Origin of the sequence: Aeromonas sp. TW 6 (assembly GCF_013168745.1) — a bacterium.
In the GTDB taxonomy this organism is placed as follows: Bacteria; Pseudomonadota; Gammaproteobacteria; order Enterobacterales; family Aeromonadaceae; genus Aeromonas; species Aeromonas caviae.
In genome coordinates, this window is record NZ_JABERS010000001.1 from 96,740 (window position 1) to 121,256 (window position 24,517).

Below are 24,517 nucleotides of genomic sequence, written 5' to 3' on the forward strand. Positions count from 1 at the left end.
CTGCGCCCCCAAGCAACACAAAAGGGACCCGAGGGTCCCTTTTTTCATGCCATGATACCGCCTCAGTCGCGCGGCAGCCCGCTATCGCCGAGCAGCCGTGATCCCAACTCAATAGAGGTGCTGGCTGATGCCGTTGAGCAGCCGTGACAGCCCCTTGGTGAACTGCACGGGGGCATCTTGCACCGTGTAGCAGAGGCAGCCGTCCGGGGTTCGGGGGCTGTGGGCGTGGCTGGCGTCGCGCCAGATGAAATCCCCCGCCTGATAGCGGGTGTCGCCATCCTCGATGGTGCCCGCCAGCAGCAGGGTCAGCTCATATCCCTTGTGGGTGTGCTCGGGGATCCGCCCCCCCGCTTCGATATGGAGCAGGTTGGCCCGCGCCCCCATCTCGTCCAGGGGCAGGCTGACCTGGCGGATGGCCCCGAGATGACGCCACCTGGGGGCATGATGCCGTGCCAATGCCCGCGGCAGCCGGTAACTGTGACCCGCCACCCTGAGCTCTGGCCTCGGGCTCTCGGGAAGGGCGAGCGCCGCCTCCGTCGCCACCGGCTGTTGCAGTATGCCCGCCAGCATGGCATCGAATCCGGCGGGCAGCGCCTCGTCCGGCGCGTCAGGGGCGAGATGCTGGCACGCCAGCGCCTCTTCAAATTGCTTCACCCGGGCGGCGCACTCGGGGCAGAACTCGCAATGGGCGGAGACACCGACGGCCAGCGGCAGAGGCAGCTCGTCGGCAGCGAAGGCGCGCAGCATGGGTTCAGTCGGATGGGTCTTAATCATGGCCTTGCTCCACTTGTTCCTTCAGTTTCTGTAGTGCCAGCCGCAGCCGGGACTTGATGGTGCCAAGGGGCACGCCGAGCCGGTCGGCCAGCTCCTGCTGGGAGAGCTCCTGCAGGTAGATGCCGCGCACCACCTGCTGCTGCGGCTCCGGCAGCGTGGCGACATAGTGGGCCATCTGGCGGGTCAGCACCGCGTCTTCACCGCCGCTCAGGTGCTCCTCTTCGGCCCGGAATTCCAGCAGCGGCCAGATCTCCTCGGCGCAGAGCTCCTCCTTGCTGGCGCGGCGGCGGCGCAGCATGTCAAAGCTCTGGTTGCGCATCACTGTGTAGATCCAGGTGGTGGCGGCGCCCTTGTCGGGGTGATAGAGCCGTGCCTTCTGCCAGACCAGCAGCATGGTCTCCTGCACCAGTTCCATGGCGTTGGCCTCGCTGCCGAGGTGGCGCAGCCCGTAGCTGCGGATGCGCGGCGCGAAGTGGTGGAACAGGGTGGCGAAGGCAGCCTTGTCGGCACGCTCGGCCACCCGGACCAGCAAAGATGTGAGGTCGCCGTCTGGGTTGTCCATGGGGGGCGATGTCCTGCGTGGAGCCGATTGTGGTTGGCCAGTATATGCCATTGCGCCATCCCTCGCGTGTGGTGTTCACCCCCAATACGGTGAGCGAGGAAAAAGGATCACCGGGAAGGGGAATTCAATGGCTCGCGACCAGCAGACCGCTCAGCAGGGAGAGGGTGGGCTGGTTGTCCTTGGCCGCCACCAGCCACTGCTTTTGTTCCACCGGGATGGGCAGCACCTCCAGCCAGCGCTGGGCGACCCAGCTCGCATCCTCCCAGTCCGGCTCCGGATAGAGGGCCGCGTACTCCGGATAGTCGTTGAACACGTCCTGCAACGCCTTGGCCAGGGAGTGCTGATCCGCCTGGAGCCTGCCGCTCTGCCAGGGGGGCAGGGGCTCCACCTCGCCGACCCGCAGACCGTCCTCTTCCTGCCAGAGATCCGTGATGCGCACCCGCTCCACCCCGAGTACCGTGATGCCGAGCAAACCATCGGGCAGCAGATCGAAATCAATGATGCGCACCCGGGTGGCGATGGGGTACATGTTGCGCAGCGCGTCGGGCTGGCGGGGGTCCAGCATGCAGAGCGCGAACTCCCGCTCCCGGGACTCGGCGATCATGCGCTGGTATCTGGGCTCGAAGATGCGCAGCGGCATGATGCCGCCCGGCAGCAGGTGAGCGGAGAGTGGAAACAGTACCAGTGTCATGGGAATCATCCTCCAACGGCGTCCTCAAAGGATACGACCGCCACGGGAAGCGGGATCATTCAGATCGAATAGGTATAAATAACCCTGTCATAATCAGGGGAAAATAGCCTGGACAAGCCGTTTCGTTATGCAGTAGAAATGGATAACCACCACTTACCCAAATCAATATCCTGCAATGTGGTGGAAAACGCAGTGAAATATCCGCCACACCTACGGGTGCGGGCCGTTCCTATAGTTTTCTCGGCCCGATGCGGGTAAAATTCACGCCCTTATCCAGTCAGTCACTTTTCGACGCGCAACCTCGGTGGTCAGTTATGAAAGAGCATATTCATCATCTACTTGAACAAACGGTAGCCAATCTCAAGTCCGCAGGCGTCCTGCCCGCCGACCTGGAAGCCCGGGTGCAAGTAGACCGATGCAAGGAGAAGGCTCACGGCGACCTGGCCACCAACCTGGCCATGCTGCTGGCCAAACCGTCCCGCAAGAATCCCCGCGAGCTGGCCGCTGCCATCATCGAGCACCTGCCTGCCTCCGATCTGATCGCCAAGGTCGAGATCGCCGGCCCCGGCTTCATCAACTTCTTCTTCGACCCGAGCTGGCTGGCCGGTCAGGTGGAAGCCATGGTGACCTCCGACAACGCCAACGTGAAGCTGCCGGCGCCGCAGACCGTGGTGGTGGACTACTCCGCCCCCAACGTGGCCAAGGAGATGGCGGTGCACCACATCCGCTCCACCGTGCTCGGTGACGTGGCCGCCCGCGCCCTCGAATTCCTGGGCCACAAGGTGGTGCGTGCCAACCACATCGGCGACTGGGGCACCCAGTTCGGCATGCTGATCGCCTATCTGGAGAAGATGGCCAACGAGCACGCCTCCGACATGGAGCTCAAGGACCTGGAAGCCTTCTACACCCAGGCCAAGCGTCACTATGACGAAGACGAAGCCTTCGCCGAGCGCGCCCGCAACTACGTGGTGAAACTGCAAGGTGGCGATGAGTACTGCCGCACCATGTGGAAGAAGCTGGTCGACATGACCATGGAGCAGAACCAGCGCAACTACGACCGTCTGAACATCTCCCTGTCCAACAAGGACATCATGGGCGAGTCCATGTACAACGACATGCTGCCGCAGATCGTGGCCGACCTGAAAGCCAAGGGGCTGGCGGTCGAGAGCGAAGGCGCCACCGTTGTCTTCCTGGACGAGTTCAAGAACAAGGATGGCGAGCCCATGGGCGTCATCATCCAGAAGAGCGACGGCGGTTTCCTCTACACCACCACCGACATCGCCTGCGCCAAATACCGTTACGAGAGCCTGGGCGCCGACCGGGTCATGTACTTCATCGACTCCCGTCAGCACCAGCACCTGATGCAGGCCTGGACCATCACCCGCAAGGCGGGCTATGTGCCGGAGTCCGTGCCCCTCGAGCACCACGCCTTCGGCATGATGCTGGGCAAGGACGGCCGTCCCTACAAGACCCGCTCCGGCGGCACCGTCAAGCTGGTTGACCTGCTGAATGAAGCGGAAGAGCGCGCCAGCGCCCTGCTGGAGAGCCGCAACAGCGACCTCTCTGCCGAAGAGAAGGCCCAGGTGGTGCACGCCATCGCCATGGGCGCGGTCAAGTATGCGGATCTCTCCAAGAACCGCACCACCGACTACATCTTCGACTGGGATCTGATGCTGTCGTTTGAAGGCAACACCGCCCCCTACCTGCAATACGCCTACACCCGTATCCAGTCCATCTTCCGCAAGGCCGGCGTCGATGCCGACACCCTGAGCGGCAAGGTGGTCCTGAGCGAAGACGCCGAAGAGACCCTGGCCCAGAAGCTGATCCAGTTCTCCGACGCGGTCAACGGCGTGGCGGACAAGGGGATGCCGCACCTGCTCTGTACCTATCTGTACGAGCTCTCCGGCAACTTCATGACCTTCTACGAAGCCTGCCCGATCAACAAGGACGGCGTGGACGAGGCGACCCGCCAGAGCCGTCTGCTGCTGTGCGCCGCCACCGCCAAGGTGCTCAAGCTGGGCCTGGGCGTGCTGGGCATCCACACCCTGGAGCGCATGTAATAGATGGCGACCCGGGATTACGTCGGCAACAGCCCGAGACGACGGGCGGGTGGCCGTAACATCAAGAAAGCGGCCCCTCGCCGCTTTCCTGTTATCCCGGCACTGCTGGCCGGGGCCCTGGTCGTCGGTTTCGGCGCCTTCCTCTACCTCATCAACGGCAAGGGCGCCGATGCCCCCACCATCGAAGAGCAGGTGAAGGCCAACAAACCCAAGGCACAGGGCAATACCCTGCCCCAGGAGAAGTGGAGCTACATCGAGCGGCTGGAGAACAAGCAGGTGGACATCATAGAGCCGCCGCCCCAGCCGGGCGTGCTGCCGCCCCCGCCCGCCGAGACCATGACCCTGCAACCGGAGGCACTGCCCAAGCCGGTCGCGACCGACATTCCCCAGCCGGGAACCCCCATCGGTCAGGTGAAGCCCTATCAGCCGCAACCGGTGCAACCGGCCAAGCCGGCCACCGGTGCCCCGGTCGCCAGCGCCCGGGAGCAGGTGATCGACCAGAAGGCCGAGCGTGAGCGGATGGAGCGGGAGATCCGCGCCGAACTGGAGCGGGAGCGTGCCGAGGCCGCCAGGGCCAAGGCGGCGACCCAGACTGCACAGACCGCAGCCGCCGACGGCGGTCGCTACATGATGCAGTGTGCCGCCCTGCGCTCCCAGGATTCCGCGGAATCCCTCAAGGCGCGTATCGCCTTCACCGCCGGGCTCTCCTCCAGTCTGCAGGTGGTGAACGGGGCCGGTGGCGCCGTCTACAAGGTGATGGTGGGCCCCTTCAACGGCAAGGCGGCGGCCGATGCGGCCAACCGCAAGCTGCAGGGCTCGGGCATCAGCGGCTGCATCCCCAAGAAGGGGTGATCGCCGCGTCCATGCACAGGGCCGGGTGGCAACACCCGGCCCTGTTTCTTTTGGCGCCATCCCGCGCCCACCCGATCCCTCCCCCGCGATCCGTGCTCGACACAGGCTTGAAAAGCCGTTTTGCCATCCCCATCTTTTCCTCCATGCACAGTCAGGCCGTCATTCGGCTCAAGCGAGGTAAGTAAAGTGACTACCATAGTTTCAGTTCGCCGCAACGGTCAGGTCGTCATCGGTGGCGATGGCCAGGTTTCTCTTGGCAACACCGTCATGAAGGGCAACGCCCGCAAGGTTCATCGCCTCTACAACGGCAAGGTACTGGCTGGTTTCGCCGGCGGCACCGCCGACGCCTTCACCCTGCTCGAGCGCTTCGAAGCCAAACTGCAGGCCCATCAGGGCAACCTGGAGCGCGCCGCCGTGGCGCTGGCCAAGGACTGGCGCACCGATCGCGCCCTGCGCCGCCTCGAGGCGCTGCTGGCCGTCGCCGACGAGCACAAATCCTTCATCATCACCGGCAACGGTGACGTGGTGCAGCCGGAGCACGATCTCATCGCCATCGGCAGCGGCGGCAACTTTGCCCAGTCCGCCGCCATCGCCCTGCTGGAGAACACCGAGCTCGACGCCAAGAGCATTGTCGAGAAGTCCCTCAAGATTGCGGGCGACATCTGTGTGTTCACCAACGGCAACCACACCATCGAAGTGCTGGATTATTCAGCTAAATAAGTCGGCGCAATAGGGCCGCCAAATAAGGCCGCCAGCCAAACCCCATTTTCCAAGGGGTGGGCCCTGCCCGCCCCGGATACAGGAACGCCATCATGTCCGAGATGACCCCGAGAGAAATCGTCCACGAGCTGGACAGACACATCATTGGTCAGGCCGACGCCAAGCGCGCGGTCGCCGTCGCCCTGCGCAACCGCTGGCGCCGGATGCAGCTCTCCGAGGAGATGCGCCACGAGGTGACCCCGAAGAACATTCTGATGATCGGCCCGACCGGCGTCGGCAAGACCGAGATCGCCCGTCGCCTGGCCAAGCTGGCCAACGCCCCCTTCATCAAGGTGGAAGCGACCAAGTTCACCGAAGTGGGCTATGTGGGCAAGGAAGTGGACAGCATCATCCGCGATCTGACCGATGTCGCCATCAAGCTGGTGCGCGAGACCGAGATGGAGAAGATGAAATACCGCGCCGAGGAAGCCGCCGAAGAGCGCATCCTCGACGCCCTGCTGCCCAACCCGCGCAACAGCTGGGGCGAGGAAGAGAAAGCCGACAACTCCAACACCCGCCAGATCTTCCGCAAGAAACTGCGGGAAGGTCAGCTGGATGACAAGGAGATCGAGCTGGATCTGGCCGCCTCCCCCATGGGTGTCGAAATCATGACCCCGCCGGGCATGGAAGAGATGGCCAACCAGCTGCAGGGGCTGTTCCAGAACCTGGGCCAGAACCAGAAGAAGAAGCGCAAGATCAAGGTCAAGGAGGCCATGAAGGCGCTGATCGAAGAGGAAGCGGCCCGCCTGGTCAACCCGGAAGAGCTGAAGCAGAAGGCCATCGCCTCCGTCGAAAACAATGGCATCGTCTTCCTCGACGAGATCGACAAGATCTGCAAGCGCGGCGAGAGCTCGGGCCCGGACGTTTCCCGTGAAGGGGTTCAGCGCGACCTGCTGCCGCTGGTCGAGGGCTGCACCGTCAACACCAAGCACGGCATGGTCAAGACCGATCACATCCTGTTTGTCGCCTCCGGCGCCTTCCAGATCGCCAAGCCGTCTGACCTCATCCCCGAGCTGCAGGGCCGTCTGCCGATCCGGGTCGAGCTGACCGCCCTGACCACCGAAGACTTCGAGCGCATCCTGACCGAGCCGAACGCCTCCCTGACTGATCAGTACAAGGCGCTGATGGCCACCGAAGGGGTCAACATCGAGTTCACCCAGGATGGCATCCGCCGTCTGGCCGAAGCGGCCTGGCAGGTCAACGAGCGCACCGAGAACATCGGTGCCCGTCGTCTGCACACCGTGATGGAGCGGCTGATGGAAGACATCTCCTACGACGCCTCCGAGAAATCCGGCGAGACCTTCGTCATCAACACCGACTACGTCAACGCCCACCTCGGCAAGCTGATTGAAGACGAGGATCTGAGCCGCTTCATTCTGTAACCGGTTGATCGATAACGAGGAGCTGAGCGGTTTACTATCCTGCTCAATCCCATAGCAAGACGCCTCCCCTGTGGAGGCGTCTTCGTTTTCAGCGTTCTCCCGACTCGCAGCCGTCCCGGGCCACATCACCCTGCACGGCACGCTCCTCCCTTCCCGCCAACCAGAGCGCACTCATCAGCAGCAAGGCCGTCAGGGCGAAGGTGACCCGGGTGGCAAACGCCAGCTCGTCCGCCGTCGCGAGGGGGAGATCGGGCCGCCCTACCAGGGCGGCGAACAGGCCCCCCAGCCCCGCCGCCCCCGTCAGCTGGCCCAGGTTGCGCGACAGGGTCAGCAGCCCGGCCACGGCGCCACGGCTCGCCCCCTCCGCCTCCCCCACCACGGCGCTGTTGTTGGCGGTCTGGAACAGGGCATAACCGGCGGTGAGCAGCAGGATGGGCAGCAGGTAGCCGAGGGGCCCGAGCGCCCTGTCCAGCAAGGCCAGCAAGACGGCGGCCACCACCATGAGTCCCAGGCCGAGGCGCACCACAGGGTTCGCCCCCACCCTGTCCACCAGCCAGCCGGCGGGCATGCCGGACAGCGCCGCCAGCAGGGGGCCCATGGAGATCATCAGCCCCACCGTCCCCATGTCGAGGGCAAAGGCGCCGTGCAGGTAGAAAGGACCGATCAGCAGCGTCGCCACCATGACGCTGGCCACCAGCGCACTGGCGATGATCCCGCCTCTTCGCCTGGACGCCCCCAGCAGCGCCAGGGGCAGCAAGGGGCGACGGGCGCCCGAGTCGGCACGTACGAAGAGCGCCATGGCGACGAGCGCCCCTATCCCCGGCCAGACCCCGAGCGGGCTGCCCCGGGTCAGTGCCAGCCCGTAGCAGAGCAGCGCCGTCACCAGCAGCAACAGACTGGTGAGCGGGAGACCTCCCTCGGCAGAGCCCGCCTCATCCCGGGGCAGATCCCGCCAGGCACACCCCAGCGCAAGCAACGTCAGGGGGAGCAGCAGCAGGAAGGGAGCCTGCCAGCCAAATCCGCCGATCAACAGGCCGCCAAAGGAGGGGCCGAGCGCCGTGCCGCAGGCCGACAGGGTGCCAAGCAATCCCATGCTCCAGCCCCGTCGGGCTGGCGGCACCAGCTCTCCTGCCATGGCCAGCGAGAGCACCAGCATGCAGGCCGCACCCGCCCCTTGCAGGGTGCGAGCGGCAATGAGCCAGCCGATGGAAGGGGCCAGGGCGCACAGCAGGGAAGCCAGCGCAAAGACCCCGGTCCCCCAGAGCAGCAGGCGACGCCGCCCCAGACGATCCCCGAGCCGGCCCGCCACCACCGTCAGACTGGTGATCCCAAGCAGGTAGGCCACCAGCACCCATTGCAGGCTGGCGAAGGGCACGCCGAAGTCCTGCCCCAGGGCAGGCAGCACCAGGTTGGCCATACTGCCCGCCAGCATGGGCAGCAGGGTGGCGAGCCCGAGCCCCGCGAGGCCAAGACGGCGCGTCACAGGAGGGGAAACAAGAAGTGGTGTGGACATGGCAGTCTCTCCGGCAAGTGATGATGCACTCAGGCTAGCGGGGGAGATGACAAGGCGGAAGACGCACGGATTGCAGCTTATAGTTGCATCAGACGCCATATGAAGAGACGGCAACTCGGGTATCATGAAGGGGTCGGCCCGTCAGGCGCCGCCTGCGAGGAGACGACCATGACCCCGGATTTCAACCTGCTGATCACCCTGGATGCCCTGCTGGAAGAGGGCAGTGTGGCGGGCGCCGCCAGACGGCTAGGCCTGAGTGCTTCCGCCATGAGCCGGGCCCTGGCAAGGCTGCGGGAGACCACGGGGGATCCGCTGCTGGTGCGGGCGGGACGCGGCCTGATCCCCACCCCCCGGGCGCAGATCCTGCGGGATGAGGTTGCCCGCCTGGTTCAGGAGACCCGGGCCGTGCTGCGCCCCCAGCAGGAAGTAGACCCGGCGAGCCTGGAGCGCACCTTCCGCCTGAGATCCAGCGACGGCTTCGTGGAGGCGGTGGGCCCCGCCCTGCTGGCGCGCCTTGCCGTCGAGGCCCCCGGGGTGCGGCTCCACTTTCTGGCCAAACCCGACAAGGAGAGCGGCCCCCTGCGCCGTGGCGAGCTGGACTTCGAGACCGGGGTGATCGGCGCCACCACGGCCCCTGAGCTGCGCACCCAGGCCCTGTTCCAGGACCACTTCGTCGCCGTGGTGCACCCGGACCACCCCCTCTGCGACGGCACCCTGACCGTGGCGCGCTATGCCGCCGCGCGCCACGTGCTGGTCTCCCGCCGGGGCCAGCCTCACAGCCCCATCGACGAGATCCTCGCAGGCCAGGGGAGGCGGCGCACCATCACCACCCTGGTTCCCGGGTTTGCGACGGCGCTGGCCCTGGTCAGGGAGAGCAATCTGGTGGCGACGGTGCCGCACCTGCACTGCGCCAGCCTGCTCGGCGATCTGGTCACCCTGCCCCTGCCCTTCGCTCTGCCAGGGATCCGGGTCGCCCTGCTCTGGCACCCCAGTCAGGATGCCGATCCGGGCCACCGCTGGCTGCGCGCCCTGATACGGGACACCTGCGCCCGGCCCCCCTATCACACCGGGACCACCGACACCCCCTGATCCGGGTCAGGCAGCTCCCGGCTCCATCACCAGCCTCTTGTGGCCCGGGCACCCGCACCCGGGACCAGAAGCGCCTTTCACCACCCCGTCACACCGACATGCCCGTGGCTTGGGCACAAGCGATGGATCCTTCCCCCTGCCGGACGGGGATCACGGCCCCTCAGAGCGGGGCGGATCACATTGCGAGCAAAAAGATCCTGTCGCCCGCTTCCGCATTTTTTATACGGTCGTATAATTGCGTACAAAATGCATACACCAGGAGCACCAGCCAGATGCACCCCACCCGTCAGAAACTGCTCGATACCGGCCTCGCCATCGCCACCGAGAAGGGGCTGCGCGGCCTGACGGTGCGCGAGCTGGCGGCGGCGGCCGAGGTGAACCTCGGCTCCTTCGTCTATCACTTCGGCAACCGCGACGCCTTTATCGACGAGTTGGTCGAGCTCTGGTACGCCCCCCTCTATGACGAGCTCAAGGCGGTGGCAGCCAAAGGCTCCTACCCCTCTGCCATCGCCATGTTCGAGGCCACCATGGAGGCGCTGATCGGGCTGGTGGCGCGCCAGCGCGGCTTCATCAACCACCTGTTTGGCGATGCGCTGGCGGGGGAAGGGGCGGCCCAGCGCTTTCTGCTCAGCCTGCCGCGCCGCCATCCCCTGCTGCTGATCGAACAGGTACGGATGGCTCAGGCGGAAGGGTCGCTGGTCGCCGGTCACCCGCTCCAGCTGATGATCTTCATCATGGGGTCGGTCGGCCTGCCGCTGGTGATCGCCGGCAGCGGTCGCCAGCTCGGCTGGCTGCCCGAACAGGCCGCCCCCTTTCTCAGCCAGATAGACAACCCCGAGGCCGCCAGACAACGGCTGGTATGGGCCCTGCGCGGCCTGCGCCCCACCGACATGAAAGAAGGAGAAACGGCATGAAACAACCCATCGCGATGCTAGCTCTGCTGCTGGCCGTTCTCGGTGGTGACCTCTGGCTGCAGAGCCATCCTCAAGGAGAAGCAGCATGAAACAACCCATTGCAATCGTGGCCCTGCTGCTAACTGTTATCGGTGGCTACCTCTGGTGGCAGGGGCGCCCGGCCGACGGATCCATCCTCTACGGCAACGTCGATATTCGCGACGTCAATCTGGCCTTTCGGGTCGGCGGCCGCGTCGATCAGGTGCTGGTCGATGAGGGGGATAGGGTAAAAGCCGGTCAACTGCTGGCCCGCCTCGATCCGGCTCCCCTCACCCACAGCCGCGACAGCGCCCGCGCCAATCTGGCTGCACTCACTGCCGCCAACGCCCTGATCCACAAAGGCTATCGCAGCGAAGAGACCGACCGCGCCCGGGCCGCACTGGCCGCCGCAGACGCCGCTGCGCTGGAGGCCGACCAGCAGTGGCGCCGCCAGAGCGCATTGGCCGCCACCGGCGCCATCTCCCGCGGTCAGCTCGATACCGCCCGCTCCCAGCGGGATCAGACCCAGGCGCAGGTGCGCTCCGCCCGCGAGCAGCTCGCCCAGCTCGAAACCGGCTACCGCCCGGAAGAGATTGCCCAGTCCGATGCCCAGCTGGAAGGGGCCAAAGCGGCGCTCGCCAGTGCCGAACTGGCGCTGGCGGATGCCAGCCTGACCGCCCCCAGCGATGGCATCATCATCAGTCGCGCCATCGAGAACGGCAGCATGGTCCAGAGTGGAGCGACCGCCTTCAACCTCTCCCTGACCGCGCCGGTCTGGGTGCGCGCCTATGTGGAGGAGCCCTGGCTCGGCCACTTCCCGAGCGGCGCCAAAGTCACCCTCACCACCGACTCGCGGCCGGACAAGCCCTATCACGGGGTGGTGGGATTTGTCTCGCCCACCGCCGAGTTCACCCCGAAATCGGTGGAGACGCCGGACCTGCGCACTCACCTCGTCTACCGGCTGCGCATCGTGGTGCAGGACCCCGACCCGGCCCTGCGCCAGGGGATGCCGGTCACCGTCAGGCTGGCGCCATGAGCTGCGCCATCTCCCTTGAGGGACTCACCAAACGCTTTGGCGAGCGGGTCGCCCTCAACGCCATCTCGGCCACCATTCCGACCGGTGGCATCACCGGGCTGGTTGGCCCCGATGGCGCGGGCAAGAGCACTTTGCTGCGCCTGCTGGCCGGTCTGCTGATCCCCGAAGCGGGCACCATCCGGGTGCTGGGGCTGGATCCGGTGAGCGAGGGGGATCTGCTGCGCCAGCGCCTCGGCTACATGCCCCAGCAGTTCGGCCTCTACGAGGATCTCAGCGTGCTGGAGAACCTCACCCTCTACGCTGACTTGCGCGGCGTACTGGAGCCCGAACGCACGCCCACCTTCGCGCGGCTGCTCGCTTTCACCGATCTCGCCCGCTTCACCGCAAGGCCGGCGGGCAAGCTCTCTGGCGGGATGAAGCAGAAACTCGGGCTGGCCTGCGCCCTGCTCGGCACCCCGGATGTGCTGCTGCTCGACGAACCGGGGGTCGGAGTCGATCCCATCTCCCGCCGCGCCCTCTGGCAGATGGTGCGCGAGCTGGCAAAAGGGGGGATGACGGTGCTCTGGAGTACCGCCTATCTCGATGAGGCGGAGCTGTGCGACCACGTGCTGCTGATGGCGGATGGCGAGGTGCGCACCAGCGGCACCCCGGCCGATCTGATGGGAGCCATGGCCAGCCGCTGCTGGCTGCTGGAGGCGGGGCAACTGGATGGCCGCGAGCGGCGCGCCCTGCTGCGCCGGGCACTGGCTCACCCGGCGGTGATGGATGGCGCGGTGGCGGGGGAGCGGGTTCGCCTGCTGCTGCACCCGGGCATGACGCCCCCGCCGCTGGCGGAGCTGCATCTTGCCAACGGCGCCTTTCAACCGGCCCAGCCCCGGCTGGAGGATGCCTTTATCGACCTGCTCGGCGGCGGCCCCGGCGGGGAGTCGAGTCTGGCGGCGGGGATGCGGGAAGCGGAACTGCCGCAGGGGGTCTCCCCCGAGGCGGTGATCGAGGCGCGCCACCTCACCAAGCGCTTCGGCGATTTTGCCGCCACCGATGATGTCAGCTTTGCGGTGCGCCGCGGCGAGATCTTCGGCCTGCTCGGCCCCAACGGGGCGGGCAAGTCCACCACCTTCAAGATGGAGTGCGGCCTGCTGCGCCCGAGCGAGGGGCAGGCGCTGGTGACCGGCATCGATCTGGCCCACAGCCCCTCGGCAGCGCGCCAGCGCCTCGGCTACATGGCGCAGAAGTTCTCCCTCTACAAGCAGCTCACCGTGGCCCAGAACCTCTCCTTCTTCGCCGGTATCTACGGCTTGTTCGGCCGCCACCAGCAGACGCGGATCGATGCCATGGTGACTGCCTTTGCCCTCGCCCCCTGGCTCGATCAGAAGGCGGAATCCCTGCCGCTCGGCCTGCGCCAGCGCTTATCGCTGGCCTGCGCCCTGCTGCACGAGCCGCCGCTGCTGTTCCTCGACGAGCCCACCTCCGGGGTCGATCCGGTGACCCGGCGCGAGTTCTGGTCGCACATCAACGCGCTGGCCGACCACGGCGTCACCGTGCTGGTCACCACCCACTTTATGGATGAGGCGGAGTATTGCGACCGCATTGCCCTCATCTATCGCGGCAAGCTGCTGGCCCTCGGCACCCCGGACGATCTCAAGGGGCTGGCCGCCAAAGAGGCGGCGACCTCTTTGCCAACCGGCTCCTTGCCGACCTGTTCTTTGCCAACAATGGAAGAGGCCTTTATCACCCTGGTCGAGCGGGCCAGCGAGGAGGAAGCATGAGCATCAACCGTCGGCGACTGCTGGCCCTCTGCCGCAAGGAGACGCTGCAAATCGTCCGTGACCCGAGCAGCATCCTCATCGCCTTCATCATGCCGGTGGTACTGCTGGTGGTAATGGGTTACGCCATCAATCTGGATGTGGACCATCTGCGCCTCGGCATCTGGCGCACCGACAGCGGCGCCCCGGCGGTGCGGCTGGAGCAGGCCCTGCGCGGCTCTACCGCGCTGGAGATCCACAGCGGCCCGAGCAAGGAGTCCCTGCTCGCCACTCTGGCCCGTGGCGAGATCCGCGGCCTGCTGGTAATCGACGACGGCTTCTCCCGCGCGCTGGCCGGTCAGGGTAATGGCACGCCACAGGCGCTGCTGCTGACCGACGGCTCCGAGCCCAACACCGCCAACTTCGTCACCAACTATGTGCAGGGGATCTGGCAGGGGTGGCTCGCGGGCGAAGGGGTCGCCATGCCCGTGTCGATAGAGAGCAGCGCCTGGTTCAACCCGGCGCTGGTGAGCCGCAACTTTCTGGTGCCGGGCTCCATTGCGGTGGTAATGACCATCATTGGGGCCCTGCTCACCTCGCTGGTGGTGGCGCGGGAGTGGGAGCGCGGCACCATGGAGGCGCTGCTCGCCACCCCGGTCACCAAGGGGGAGCTGCTGCTCTCCAAGCTACTGCCCTACTATGGCCTTGGCATCATTGCCATGCTGCTCTGCCTGCTCTTCTCAGTGGCGGTGATGGGCGTGCCCTGGCGCGGCTCCCTGCTGCTGCTCTTTCTGGTCACCAGCGTCTTTCTCGGCAGCGCCCTCGGGCTCGGGCTGTTCCTCTCCACCGTGATGCGCAGCCAGTTCAATGCCGCACAGGCGGCGCTGATCGCCGCCTTTCTGCCCGCGGTGATGCTGTCGGGCTTCGTGTTCGAGATCGCCAGCATGCCGCCACTGCTGCGGGCCATCACTCACCTCATTCCGGCCCGCTACTTCGCGAGCTCCCTGCAGACCCTCTATCAGGCGGGCAGCGTCTTCTCGATCCTGCTGGTCAACGGTTTCTGTCTGCTGCTGCTGGCCGGTTTCTGGCTGGCCCTGACCGCCCGCAAGACGCGGCGCACTCTGGAGTAACCCATGCTGATCCGACTCTGGTGGCTGATCCGAAAAGAGCTGCAGGCCCTGATGGGCAATACCCAGGGGCGCTTTCTGCTCATCATGCCGGTGCTGCTGCAAACCGCCCTCTTCCCGTTCGCCGCCACTCTGGAGGTGACCGGCAACACGCTGGCCATCTACAACCAGGATGGCGGCGCCCAGAGCCGCGAGCTGCTGGAGCGCCTCACCCATATGCCCGCCTTCACCACCATCATTCCGGTGCAGGGCGAGGCGGGCATGACCGAGGCCATCACCGGGCAGCAGGCGCTACTCGGGCTGATTATTCCGGGGGATTTCTCGCGCCGGCTGGCGCGGGGCGAACCGGCCAAGGTGCAGCTGATCATCGACGGGCGCCGCTCCAATGGCGGTCAGGTGGCGGCGGGTTACATCAGCCAGGTGATCGCCCGCTGGCAAAGTGAGGGCAAGGGCCAACCCGAGCTGGCGGTACGCAACCTCTACAACCCCAACGTCGAGTTCCACTGGCATATCCTGCCGGCCCTGGTGGCCATCATCACCACCACGGGGTGTCTTATCGTCACCGCCCTCTCGGTCGCGCGGGAGCGGGAAGAGGGCACCTTCGATCAGCTGCTGGTTTCCCCCCTCACCGCAGGCTGGATCATGGCGGGCAAGGCGGTGCCCGGCATCATGGTGGCGGTGGGGCAAGGATGCATAGTCGCGCTGGCCGCCCGTTTTGTCTTTCACCTCCCCTTTGCCGGCAGCCTCAGCCTGCTGATGGCGGGCATGGTCTGCTACGGGCTGGCACTGGCCGGGATCGGGCTCTTCATCTCCTCGTTCTGCTCGACCCAGCAGCAGGCCTTTCTCGGGGTCTTCTCCTTCACCGTCCCGGCGGTGATCCTCTCGGGCTACATCTCGCCGGTGGAGAACATGCCGCAGGTGTTCCAGTGGCTGGCAGCCATCGACCCCCTCACCCACTTCATCGTGCTGCTCAAGGGGGTCTTCCTCAAGGGGTTCGACTGGTCGGCCGCCTGGCCCCTGCTCTGGCCGCTGCTCGCCATCGCCGGCGTCACCCTGTCGCTGGCGCTCGCCATGTTCCGCCGCCATATCGCCTGACGTGCCGCCTTGATCAGCTGATGCCGGTCTCGCCCAGTGCGAGACCGGCCTTTTTCCGACATAAGTTTTCACTCCCCGGCAGTTGGTAAACCGGGCTTACCCTCCACCATCCCTCACCCCGAGCTAACGCAGAAATCATTAACTGGTATACCTATTTTTGTATAGTACTGAATTTTCTCGAATTACCCCTAAGGAGATATATAAATAGACACTTGATTTGCATCAATCGCCCACCTCTGCCGACTGGGTAGCCTAGCCCCAGAATGATGTTTTATTACTCCAAACTTGAGGCAACTATGAGCAAAGTCAGACTGGTCGTTGTGGGCAACGGCATGGTGGGGCACCGCTTCATCGAAGAGCTGATCGAGCGGGCCGATCCGGGCCGCTACGAGATCACCGTCTTCGGTGCAGAACCCCGTCCCGCCTACGATCGCGTCCATCTCTCCTCCTACTTCACCCATCACACCAGCGAAGATCTCTCCCTCGTCAAACCCGGCTTCTACGACAAGCACGGCATCCGCCTGCTGCTCGGCGAAGCGGTGAAAAAAATCGACAGGGCCAACCGCGAAGTGCATTCCAACAAGGGCACAGTGGTCGAGTACGACAAGCTGGTGCTGGCCACCGGCTCCTACCCCTGGGTGCCGCCCATTGCGGGCAGTCAGCACCACGAGTGCTTCGTCTATCGCACCATCGAGGATCTGAAAGCCATCCGCAGTGCCGCCAAGAGCGGCAAGAGCGGGGTGGTGATCGGGGGCGGTCTGCTTGGCCTCGAAGCCGCCGGCGCCCTCAAGGCGCTGGGTCTCGAAACCCACGTGGTGGAGTTTGCTCCTGTGCTGATGGCCGAGCAGCTCGACGGTCAGGGCGGCCAGCTGTTGCGCCGTAAGATTGAATCCATGGGCGTGCAGGTACACACCAGCAAGAGCACCAGCGAGATCCTGATGCATGGCGGCGAGCAGGCGAAACACCGCCTCGCCTTTGCCGACGGCAGCCAGCTGGAAGTGGATGTGGTGGTCTTCTCCACCGGCATTCGCCCGCAAGATACCCTGGGCCGTTACGGTGATCTCGCCATCGCCGACCGTGGCGGCATCGTCATCGACGATCACTGCCTCACCTCCGACCCCGACATCTATGCCATCGGCGAGTGCGCCGCCTGGCAGGGCCGCTTCTTCGGGCTGGTGGCACCGGGCTACAAGATGGCCCAGATCACCGTCGACCATCTGCTCGGCGGCGACAGCCGTTTTGAGGGGGCAGACATGAGCGCCAAGCTCAAGCTGCTCGGCGTCTCCGTCGGCTCCATCGGTGATGCCCACGGCCGCACCCCGGGCAGCCACAGCTATGTGTTTCAGGACGATCAGGCCGGCGTCTACAAGAAGATCGTGGTGAGCGAGGACAACAGCCGATTGCTCGGCGCCGTGCTGGTGGGTGACGTGGAAGATTACGGCAACCTGCTGCAGATGATGCTCAATGCCCTGCCGCTGCCGAGCCACCCGGACACCCTGATCCTGCCCGCCTACGCCGGGGCCAAACCGACCCTGGGGGTGGATGCCCTGCCTGAGAGCGCCCAGATCTGCTCCTGCTTCGACGTCTCCAAGGGTGACATCGCCAAGGCGGTGGCCGAGGGCCACACCACCCTGGCCGCCATCAAGCAGCAGACCAAGGCCGGTACCGGCTGCGGCGGCTGCGTGCCGCTCATCAGTCAGGTGCTCAACGCCGAACTGGTGAAACAGGGCATCGAGGTCAACAACCACCTCTGCGCCCACTTCCCCCACTCCCGTCAGGAGCTGTTCCACCTGGTCAAGGTGGAGGGGATCAAGAGCTTCGACGAGCTGCTGGCCAAACATGGCCAGGGCCATGGCTGCGAGGTGTGCAAACCGACGGTCGGCTCCATCCTCGCCTCCTGCTGGAACGACTACGTGTTGAGCCCGCTTAACACACCTCTGCAGGACACCAACGACATCTTCCTCGGCAACATGCAAAAGGACGGGACCTACTCCGTCATCCCGCGCATGGCCGGTGGCGAGGTGACCCCGGAAGGGCTGCTGGCGGTGGCCGAAGTGGCCCGCGACTACAAGCTCTACACCAAGATCACCGGCGCCCAGCGCATCGGCCTGTTCGGGGCCCAGAAGGATGATCTGCCCGCCATCTGGCGCAAGCTGCTGGCAGCGGGCTTCGAGACCGGTCAGGCCTACGCCAAGGCGCTGCGCATGGCCAAGACCTGCGTCGGCAGCACCTGGTGCCGCTTCGGCGTGCAGGACAGCGTCGGCCTCGGGGTCTTCCTCGAGAACCGCTACAAGGGCATTCGTACCCCCCACAAGATGAAGTTCGGCGTCTCCGGCTGCACCCGTGAATGTGCGGAAGCACAGGGCAAGGATGTCGGCATCATCGCCACCGACGCGGGCTGGAACCTCTATGTAGGCGGCAACGGCGGCATGAAACCGCGCCACGCCGATCTGCTGGCGTCTGACCTCGACCGCGAGACCCTGATCAAGCTGATCGACCGCTTTATGATGTTTTACGTCACCAGCGCCGACAAACTGCAGCGCACCTCGGTCTGGCTCGGCAACCTGGAAGGGGGCGTCGACTATCTGCGCGAGGTGATCGTCGATGACAAGCTGGGGCTGGCCGAGACGCTAGAGCGCGATATCCAGACCCTCATCGACAGCTACGAGTGCGAATGGTCGCGCACCCTCAACGAAGAGGAAGCGCTCAAGCGTTTCAGCCACTTCATCAACAGCGACAAGCGCGACCCGGACGTTCAGTTCGTCGCCGAGCGCGACCAGCACCGACCGGCCACTCCGGCCGAGCGCATCCCCGTCTACCAGATCGAGGTGGAGACCAAATGATGAAACTTGCCTGCCAACTCAACCACATCCTGCCGGGCACCGGCGTCTGTGCACTCATTGAAGGTCGCCAGAATATGCCTGTTTCACTCGATGTGGAGGTTCAATCATGAAATTCGCCTGCCAACTCAACGACATCCTGCCGGGCACCGGCGTCTGCGCTCTGATCGAGGGTCGTCAGATCGCTCTGTTCCGCCCGAGCGCGGCCGCCGAGGTGTTCGCCATCGACAACCGGGATCCCTTCTTCACCGCCAACGTGCTGTCGCGGGGCCTGATTTGCGAACACGACGGCGAGCTCTGGGTCGCCAGCCCGCTCAAGAAGCAGCGCTTTCGCCTGAGCGACGGCCACTGTTTCGACAACCCTGAGATGTCGGTGCAGAGCTACCCCGTTGAAGTGCGCGACCAGCAGGTCTGGGTCGCCGTCTAACACCAGACCCCACCCCGGCCCTCCCCTTCACAGGGGAGGGAGCAAAAAGCCCCTCCCCCTTGACAAGGGGGAGGCAGGGAGGGGGTTAAAAAACAGTCAGGGCTGCCCGCGGGCGGCCCTCTTGAAGGAAACAAAGATGTATACCGAAACCATCAACAAGTGCGCCGCCAACGCGGCCCGCATCAATCGCTTCGAGCGCAGCGACAAGCTCGGCTTCTGGCTCAGCTCGGCCATGGCGGGGGCCTATGTGGGCCTCGGCATCATCCTCATCTTCACCCTGGGCAACCTGGTGGATCCCGCCATCCGTCCGCTGGTGATGGGGGCCACCTTTGGCATCGCCCTGACCCTAGTGATCATCGCCGGCTCCGAGCTGTTTACCGGCCACACCATGTTCCTCACCTTCGGGGTGAAAACGGGCAAGATCACCATGGCCGACCTGCTGCGCATCCTGCCGCAGACCTGGGCGGGTAACCTGATTGGCTCCATCGTGGTGGCGCTCATCTACTCCTACGGCGGCAGCCTGCTGCCGGATGCGGGCAGTCTGGCCCACAAGGTGGCGCTGGCCAAGACCCAGGCACCTGCCTTGACCCTGTTCATGAAGGGCGTGCTGTGCAACTGGCTGGTCTGCCTCGCCATCTGGATGGCGCTGCGCACCGAGGGTGCCGCCAAGTTCATCGCCATCTGGTGGTGCCTGCTGGCCTTTATCGCCTCCGGCTACGAGCACTCGGTCGCCAACATGACCCTGTTCGCCCTCTCCTGGTTCGGTGCCCATTCCGAGGCCTACACCCTGGGTGGCATCGGCCACAACCTGCTGTGGGTGACCCTGGGCAACACCGTCTCCGGTGCCCTCTTCATGGGCCTCGGCTACTGGTATGCCACTCCCAAGGCTGAGCGCCCGGTCGCGGTGAGCGACGCCACCACCACTGCCAGCCAGACCCAAACCGCCTGATCAGGAGGCCCCATGGACTACTTGCCCATCTTTTGCCGACTCGACAACAAACCCGTGCTGCTGGTCGGCGGCGGCGAGGTAGCGGAGCGCAAGGCGCGCCTGCTGCTGGATGCCGGTGCCCAGCTCACCGTGGTCGCGCCCGAGCTCGACCCCGAGCTGGCAGAACTGGCTGCCAACGGCAGCATCGAGTGGCTGGCCGGTGAATTCGCGCCGCAGCAACTGGCGGGCAAGTGGCTGGTGGTAGCCGCCACCGATCGGCGCGAGGTGAATGCCCTGGTCTACCAGAGCGCCAATATGGCGCGGATCTTTGCCAACGTGGTGGATGACCCGAAACGCTCCAGCTTCATCATGCCGTCGATCATCGATCGCTCGCCCCTGATGGTGGCCATCTCCTCCGGTGGCAAGGCGCCTGTGCTGGCTCGCTTGCTGCGGGAAAAACTCGAGGCCCTGCTGCCCCAGCATCTGGGCGCCGTCGCGGCCTTCGCCGGCAGCCTGCGGGAGCAGGTCAAGGCGCGCTTCGCCACCATGGGCGAGCGGCGCCGCTTCTGGGAGCGGCTACTCGGGGCGGACCGACTAGGGCAGGCGCTGGCGCGGGGGGATCACGCCTCTGCCCACCAACTGGCCGACAACCTGTTTGCCGACGAGAGCCAGAGCGCTGGCGAGGTGGTGCTGGTCGGTGCCGGCCCCGGCGATCCGGGTCTGCTCACCCTGCACGCCCTGCGCCAGATGCAGCAGGCGGACGTGGTGGTCTATGACCGGCTGGTCTCGGACGAGGTGATGGCGCTGGTGCGCCGCGACGCCAAACGCATCTTCGTCGGCAAGCAGGCGGGCAACCACTGCGTGCCGCAGGAGGGGATCAACCAGCTCTTGCTGGAAGAGGCGAAGAAGGGCCAGCGGGTGGTGCGGCTGAAGGGGGGCGACCCCTTCATCTTCGGCCGTGGCGGCGAGGAGCTGGAGACGCTTGTTGGTACTGGCATCGGTTTTCAGGTGGTGCCGGGAATCACGGCGGCCAGCGGCTGCGCGGCCTACGCCGGTATTCCGCTGACTCACCGCGATCACGCCCAGAGCGTGCGTTTCGTCACCGCCCACGGCAAGGGTGGCGCTCAGGATCTCGACTGGCCGCTGCTGGCCAAAGATCGGCAAACGCTGGTCTTCTATATGGGGCTCTCCTCCTGTGCCACCATCCGCGAACAGTTGCTGACCCACGGCAAGGCGAGCAACACCCCGGTGGCGCTGATCGAGCGCGGCACCCAGCCCTGCCAGCGGGTCATTCGTGGCACCCTCGATCAGTTGCCCGAGCTGGCGGTGGGGGTCGAGAGCCCGGCCCTCATCATGGTGGGATCTGTTGTGACCCTGGCGGACCAGCTTGCCTGGTTCGGGCAAGGAGGCGCCGCAGACGCGGCCCTGGCCTCGGCCTGATCGCTGCATCCATTCCAACGCCACCCTCGGGTGGCGTTTCTTTTTCTGCATTTACTGTCATAACCTGTTGTTTTAAGTCTGGTATCCTAAGGGGACTGTCCGCCGGATCACCGAATTCAGGAATTCTGCTTCATGTCCCTCCCCCCCAAGAACAGCGCCAAACAGCGTGAACACGACAGAGCCCGCATCCTCACGCTGCTGCTGGCCGATGACGCCCTCACCGAGAGCCTGCTCGACCCGCAAGGGGAGCAGGACGCAGAGCTTCGGGACCAGACCAGCGAGCTGACCCGGCTGGTCAACAGCCTGCCCGCCGCCGATATCGCCGATGCGCTGGAGTCCCTGCCGCCGGACGAGCGCCACGTGCTGTGGCAGCAGGTGGATGCAGACAAGCACGGCCAGATCCTGGTGGAAGCGTCGGAGACGGTGTGGGACAGCCTCATCAGCGGCATGAGCGACAAGGAGCTGCTGCACGCCCTGAGCACCCTCGACATCGACGACCAGATCTACCTGGGCCAGCACCTGCCCCGCAACCTGATGGGGCGGCTGCTCACCTCCATGGCGCCGGTGGACAGGGACAAGGTGCGGGAGGTGATCCGCTACGGCAAGCACACGGTCGGCGCCATGATGGACTTCGAGCTCATCACGGTGCGGCCCGATGTGACCCTGGCCACCGTCCAGCGCTATCTGCGCCTACGCGGCCAGATCCCCGAGAACACCGACAAGCTGTTCGTCACCGATCGGCGCAACCGGCTGCAGGGGGAGCTGCCCCTCACCGCCGTGCTGCTGCACAAGCCCGAAACCCTGGTGAGCGACGCGATGGAGAAGGATCCGGTCACCTTCGATCCGGAAGACAACGACGAGGCCGCCGCCCGCACCTTCGAGCGGGACGACCTGGTCTCCGCCGCCGTGGTGGATGCCAGGGGCAAGCTGATGGGACGGCTCACCGTCGCCGAGGTGGTGGACCTGGTCTATGAGGAGAGCGACACCGACCTGCGCCGGATGGGGGGGATCAGCGAGGAAGAAGACGTGTTCGCCCCCGTCTCCAAGGCGGTCAAGACCCGCTGGGCCTGGCTTGCCATCAACCTCTGCACCGCCTTCGTGGCATCGCGGGTGATCGGCCTGTTCGAGCACACCATCTCCCAGCTGGTGGCACTGGCGGCCCTGATGCCCATCGTCGCCGGGATCGGCGGCAACACCGGCAACCAGACCATCACCATGATAGTGCGGGCGCTGGCGCTGCAGCACATCCAGACAGGCAACGTCTCCTTCCTGCTGTGGCGCGAGCTGGGGGTGGCCCTGATCAACGGCCTGGTGTGGGGCGGCATCATGGGCATCGCCACCTTCCTGCTCTATCAGGATGCGGCGCTGGGGGGCGTGATGACGCTCGCCATGATCCTCAACCTGCTGGTGGCGGCGCTGATGGGGGTCATCATCCCCATGACCATGAGCCGGCTGGGACGCGACCCGGCGGTGGGGGCCAGCGTGATGATCACCGCCATCACCGACACCGGCGGCTTCTTCATCTTCCTGGGGCTGGCGACCCTGTTCCTGCTCTAGAGCCCGAGGCTGACCGCCTGCGGCTCCTGCCATGACGCGGGGCAGCTTTCGCGCAAAAACGGCATTTCCCGCCACTGGGCAAGGAATAGTCGTTGAAATGCCAACCCCACTCCTTATACTGGATCCACCTGTTTCCAGCGGTGGATCTGACACAATGGAATACAACACTTCAGAACTGTGCGACATCTATCAGGACATGGTGGATGTACTCGAACCCATGCTCTGCTCCTTCGGCGGCCGCGCCTCTTTCGGCGGCGTCATCACCACGGTCAAGTGCTTCGAATCGAACGGTCTTATCCGTGAACTGGTCAAGGAGAACGGCGTTGGTCGCGTGCTGTTGATCGACGGCGGTGGCTCCATGCGACGTGCCCTGATCGACAGCGAGATCGCCACCACGGCGGCGGAAAATGAGTGGGAAGGGATCGTCTGCTACGGTTGCGTGCGCGAAGTCGACATTCTGGAAGATCTGGATATCGGCATTCAGGCCCTGGCGGCCATTCCGGTGGGCGCCGACAGCAAGGATATCGGGGAAACCGATCTGCCTGTCAACTTCGGCGGCGTTACCTTCCTGCCGGATGACCACCTCTATGCCGATACCACAGGGGTGATCCTCTCCCCCGATGCCCTCGACATCGAGTAAATAGCGCTGAGTGAAAATGGGAGCCCTGGCTCCCATTTTTTATGCCCGCTGATGGCGGAAAAGACGCAAAAAAAGAGGGCCAGTAAACTACTGGCCCCTTAACTGGAAGCAATGTGAGCAATGTCGTGCCTTCACAAGAAGTCCATCACGTTGGAACAAATGAAGTCTTTCCCGGAAAACAAGGTAACAATAATCATTCTCATTTAACTGTGCAAGCCTTATTTGCGAAGATCGCAAAAAAATTGACCACCCATGGGGGTGGTCAATCTCATCAGGCTTGTCGCGTAGCAGCTTGCAGGCCAGCCAATCCGGCCTCCCCCACCAGCTTGCGGCTGAGATAGCGCAGCAGCACACCGTAGAGCGGCACAAACAACCCCAGACTTATCAGCAACTTGAATACGTAATCCACGGTCGCGATCTCGACCCAGTGCTCGGCCATGAAGGGATCCGTGCTGCGCCAGAAGGCGATGCTGAAGAAGGCGATGGTATCCACCAGATTGCCGAACAGGGTGGAGGCCGCCGGTGCCACCCACCAGGCTTTCAGCAGGCGCAGGCGGTTGAACACCACCACATCCATGAGCTGGCCCACCAGATAGGCCATAAAGCTGGCTAACGCGATCCGGGCAACAAAGAGATTGAACTCTGCCAGATTGCCCACCCCCTGGAAGCTCCCTTCGAAGAAGAGTACCGAGAGCACGTAGGATACGGTCAATGCCGGCAGCATCACGGTCTGGATGATCTTGCGCGCCAGGCCTGCGCCGAAAATCCGCACCGTCAGATCGGTGGCCAGGAAAATGAACGGGAAGCTGAAGGCACCCCAGGTGGTGTGGAAGCCAAAGATGGTGATCGGCAGCTGCACCAGGTAGTTGCTGCTGGCAATGATCAGGATGTGGAACAACGAGAGACGCATCAGTGCCGTCTGGTACTGAGCCGGAGTCAGGTTCATATTGTGACCTTTTTGGTTAATGGGGTTAGGGAACCCATATCGCCACCATGGCGATAATCAAGGGGCGAGATTATACGCCCCAAAATTGATAGTTCAATCTTTATGCGGTTATCTCAAGGGATTGA

Annotated in this window: 21 protein-coding genes; 16 read left to right on the top strand and 5 right to left on the bottom strand. The window is 64.8% G+C overall.

From position 1 onward, the window contains the following. Positions 1-108: 108 nt before the first annotated feature. The 3 genes from HKD46_RS00450 to HKD46_RS00460 all read right to left on the bottom strand — a co-directional run bounded on the left by HKD46_RS00450 (position 109) and on the right by HKD46_RS00460 (position 2,027). Positions 109-774 carry a ChrR family anti-sigma-E factor gene (locus HKD46_RS00450; protein ID WP_043153968.1) on the bottom strand — a complete coding sequence of 222 codons (666 nt, stop codon included), beginning with the start codon at positions 772-774 and terminating at the stop codon, positions 109-111. Then, positions 767-1,336 (bottom strand): sigma-70 family RNA polymerase sigma factor, encoded by a 570-nt coding sequence (locus HKD46_RS00455; protein ID WP_010676026.1) that lies wholly within the window; start codon positions 1,334-1,336, stop codon positions 767-769. The genes HKD46_RS00450 and HKD46_RS00455 overlap by 8 nt, the downstream gene beginning before the upstream one ends. Before the next feature lie 124 nt (positions 1,337-1,460). Further along, positions 1,461-2,027, bottom strand: a complete 567-nt coding sequence (locus HKD46_RS00460) for an LON peptidase substrate-binding domain-containing protein (protein WP_010676027.1) — start codon at positions 2,025-2,027, stop codon at positions 1,461-1,463. Between the two features lie 314 nt (positions 2,028-2,341). Here HKD46_RS00460 and argS point away from each other — a divergent pair, with 314 nt between their 5' ends. The 4 genes from argS (at position 2,342) to hslU (ending at position 7,080) form a co-directional block, all read left to right on the top strand. Further along, a complete protein-coding gene (gene argS / locus HKD46_RS00465; protein WP_171864734.1) occupies positions 2,342-4,087 on the top strand; it encodes an arginine--tRNA ligase in 1,746 nt (581 codons plus the stop codon). 3 nt (positions 4,088-4,090) lie between these two features. After that, positions 4,091-4,939, top strand: coding sequence for an SPOR domain-containing protein (locus tag HKD46_RS00470; protein WP_052815344.1), 849 nt, complete (start codon positions 4,091-4,093; stop codon positions 4,937-4,939). 186 nt (positions 4,940-5,125) lie between these two features. Then, on the top strand, positions 5,126-5,659 hold the full coding sequence (gene hslV / locus HKD46_RS00475; RefSeq protein ID WP_005306539.1) for an ATP-dependent protease subunit HslV: 534 nt from the start codon (positions 5,126-5,128) through the stop codon (positions 5,657-5,659). Between the two features lie 92 nt (positions 5,660-5,751). Further along, on the top strand, positions 5,752-7,080 hold the full coding sequence (hslU, locus tag HKD46_RS00480; RefSeq protein ID WP_010676031.1) for an HslU--HslV peptidase ATPase subunit: 1,329 nt from the start codon (positions 5,752-5,754) through the stop codon (positions 7,078-7,080). Positions 7,081-7,168: 88 nt separating this feature from the next. Here hslU and HKD46_RS00485 read toward each other — a convergent pair whose 3' ends face one another. After that, positions 7,169-8,593, bottom strand: a complete 1,425-nt coding sequence (locus HKD46_RS00485; RefSeq protein WP_171864735.1) for an MFS transporter — start codon at positions 8,591-8,593, stop codon at positions 7,169-7,171. 168 nt (positions 8,594-8,761) lie between these two features. Between HKD46_RS00485 and HKD46_RS00490 the strand changes: the two genes are divergently transcribed. The 12 genes from HKD46_RS00490 to rraA all read left to right on the top strand — a co-directional run bounded on the left by HKD46_RS00490 (position 8,762) and on the right by rraA (position 23,446). Then, positions 8,762-9,682 carry a LysR family transcriptional regulator gene (locus HKD46_RS00490; RefSeq protein WP_042864766.1) on the top strand — a complete coding sequence of 307 codons (921 nt, stop codon included), beginning with the start codon at positions 8,762-8,764 and terminating at the stop codon, positions 9,680-9,682. Between the two features lie 272 nt (positions 9,683-9,954). Then, entirely contained in the window at positions 9,955-10,596 is a 642-nt protein-coding gene (locus HKD46_RS00495) for a TetR/AcrR family transcriptional regulator (RefSeq protein ID WP_010676034.1), read from the top strand. Positions 10,597-10,681: 85 nt separating this feature from the next. Beyond that, positions 10,682-11,650 carry a secretion protein HlyD gene (gene hlyD, locus HKD46_RS00500; protein WP_171864736.1) on the top strand — a complete coding sequence of 323 codons (969 nt, stop codon included), beginning with the start codon at positions 10,682-10,684 and terminating at the stop codon, positions 11,648-11,650. Then, complete coding sequence (locus HKD46_RS00505) at positions 11,647-13,416, top strand: ATP-binding cassette domain-containing protein (protein ID WP_043153468.1); 1,770 nt, start codon at positions 11,647-11,649, stop codon at positions 13,414-13,416. The genes hlyD and HKD46_RS00505 overlap by 4 nt, the downstream gene beginning before the upstream one ends. Beyond that, positions 13,413-14,522 (top strand): ABC transporter permease, encoded by a 1,110-nt coding sequence (locus HKD46_RS00510; RefSeq protein ID WP_171864737.1) that lies wholly within the window; start codon positions 13,413-13,415, stop codon positions 14,520-14,522. Before HKD46_RS00505 ends, HKD46_RS00510 begins: the two co-directional genes overlap by 4 nt. A gap of 3 nt (positions 14,523-14,525) precedes the next feature. After that, complete coding sequence (locus tag HKD46_RS00515) at positions 14,526-15,614, top strand: ABC transporter permease (protein WP_005355575.1); 1,089 nt, start codon at positions 14,526-14,528, stop codon at positions 15,612-15,614. A gap of 296 nt (positions 15,615-15,910) precedes the next feature. Then, on the top strand, positions 15,911-18,457 hold the full coding sequence (gene nirB, locus HKD46_RS00520) for a nitrite reductase large subunit NirB (protein ID WP_171864738.1): 2,547 nt from the start codon (positions 15,911-15,913) through the stop codon (positions 18,455-18,457). A 106-nt stretch (positions 18,458-18,563) separates the two neighbouring features. After that, on the top strand, positions 18,564-18,881 hold the full coding sequence (gene nirD, locus HKD46_RS00525) for a nitrite reductase small subunit NirD (protein ID WP_171864739.1): 318 nt from the start codon (positions 18,564-18,566) through the stop codon (positions 18,879-18,881). 136 nt (positions 18,882-19,017) lie between these two features. Then, on the top strand, positions 19,018-19,830 hold the full coding sequence (gene nirC, locus HKD46_RS00530; protein ID WP_171864740.1) for a nitrite transporter NirC: 813 nt from the start codon (positions 19,018-19,020) through the stop codon (positions 19,828-19,830). A 12-nt stretch (positions 19,831-19,842) separates the two neighbouring features. Further along, entirely contained in the window at positions 19,843-21,249 is a 1,407-nt protein-coding gene (gene cysG, locus HKD46_RS00535) for a siroheme synthase CysG (RefSeq protein WP_171864741.1), read from the top strand. 132 nt (positions 21,250-21,381) lie between these two features. Next, a complete protein-coding gene (gene mgtE, locus HKD46_RS00540; protein ID WP_045522860.1) occupies positions 21,382-22,806 on the top strand; it encodes a magnesium transporter in 1,425 nt (474 codons plus the stop codon). 154 nt (positions 22,807-22,960) lie between these two features. Continuing rightward, positions 22,961-23,446 (top strand): ribonuclease E activity regulator RraA, encoded by a 486-nt coding sequence (gene rraA, locus HKD46_RS00545; RefSeq protein WP_010676045.1) that lies wholly within the window; start codon positions 22,961-22,963, stop codon positions 23,444-23,446. Between the two features lie 271 nt (positions 23,447-23,717). On the opposite strand, the gene HKD46_RS00550 is transcribed toward rraA, so the two are convergent. Next, on the bottom strand, positions 23,718-24,392 hold the full coding sequence (locus HKD46_RS00550; protein ID WP_171864742.1) for a 7-cyano-7-deazaguanine/7-aminomethyl-7-deazaguanine transporter: 675 nt from the start codon (positions 24,390-24,392) through the stop codon (positions 23,718-23,720). Positions 24,393-24,517: the final 125 nt, after the last annotated feature.

Bases quoted from the DNA above. Each gene is read 5' to 3' on its own strand.
- HKD46_RS00505 (WP_043153468.1), top strand. From the start codon at position 11,647: ATGAGCTGCGCCATCTCCCTTGAGGGACTCACCAAACGCTTTGGCGAG.
- nirB (WP_171864738.1), top strand. From the start codon at position 15,911: ATGAGCAAAGTCAGACTGGTCGTTGTGGGCAACGGCATGGTGGGGCAC.
- HKD46_RS00455 (WP_010676026.1), bottom strand. From the start codon at position 1,336: ATGGACAACCCAGACGGCGACCTCACATCTTTGCTGGTCCGGGTGGCC.
- HKD46_RS00450 (WP_043153968.1), bottom strand. From the start codon at position 774: ATGATTAAGACCCATCCGACTGAACCCATGCTGCGCGCCTTCGCTGCC.
- HKD46_RS00460 (WP_010676027.1), bottom strand. From the start codon at position 2,027: ATGACACTGGTACTGTTTCCACTCTCCGCTCACCTGCTGCCGGGCGGC.
- mgtE (WP_045522860.1), top strand. From the start codon at position 21,382: ATGTCCCTCCCCCCCAAGAACAGCGCCAAACAGCGTGAACACGACAGA.
- rraA (WP_010676045.1), top strand. From the start codon at position 22,961: ATGGAATACAACACTTCAGAACTGTGCGACATCTATCAGGACATGGTG.
- hslU (WP_010676031.1), top strand. From the start codon at position 5,752: ATGTCCGAGATGACCCCGAGAGAAATCGTCCACGAGCTGGACAGACAC.
- hlyD (WP_171864736.1), top strand. From the start codon at position 10,682: ATGAAACAACCCATTGCAATCGTGGCCCTGCTGCTAACTGTTATCGGT.
- HKD46_RS00470 (WP_052815344.1), top strand. From the start codon at position 4,091: ATGGCGACCCGGGATTACGTCGGCAACAGCCCGAGACGACGGGCGGGT.
- argS (WP_171864734.1), top strand. From the start codon at position 2,342: ATGAAAGAGCATATTCATCATCTACTTGAACAAACGGTAGCCAATCTC.
- HKD46_RS00515 (WP_005355575.1), top strand. From the start codon at position 14,526: ATGCTGATCCGACTCTGGTGGCTGATCCGAAAAGAGCTGCAGGCCCTG.
- HKD46_RS00490 (WP_042864766.1), top strand. From the start codon at position 8,762: ATGACCCCGGATTTCAACCTGCTGATCACCCTGGATGCCCTGCTGGAA.
- nirD (WP_171864739.1), top strand. From the start codon at position 18,564: ATGAAATTCGCCTGCCAACTCAACGACATCCTGCCGGGCACCGGCGTC.
- nirC (WP_171864740.1), top strand. From the start codon at position 19,018: ATGTATACCGAAACCATCAACAAGTGCGCCGCCAACGCGGCCCGCATC.
- HKD46_RS00510 (WP_171864737.1), top strand. From the start codon at position 13,413: ATGAGCATCAACCGTCGGCGACTGCTGGCCCTCTGCCGCAAGGAGACG.
- HKD46_RS00485 (WP_171864735.1), bottom strand. From the start codon at position 8,593: ATGTCCACACCACTTCTTGTTTCCCCTCCTGTGACGCGCCGTCTTGGC.
- cysG (WP_171864741.1), top strand. From the start codon at position 19,843: ATGGACTACTTGCCCATCTTTTGCCGACTCGACAACAAACCCGTGCTG.
- HKD46_RS00550 (WP_171864742.1), bottom strand. From the start codon at position 24,392: ATGAACCTGACTCCGGCTCAGTACCAGACGGCACTGATGCGTCTCTCG.
- HKD46_RS00495 (WP_010676034.1), top strand. From the start codon at position 9,955: ATGCACCCCACCCGTCAGAAACTGCTCGATACCGGCCTCGCCATCGCC.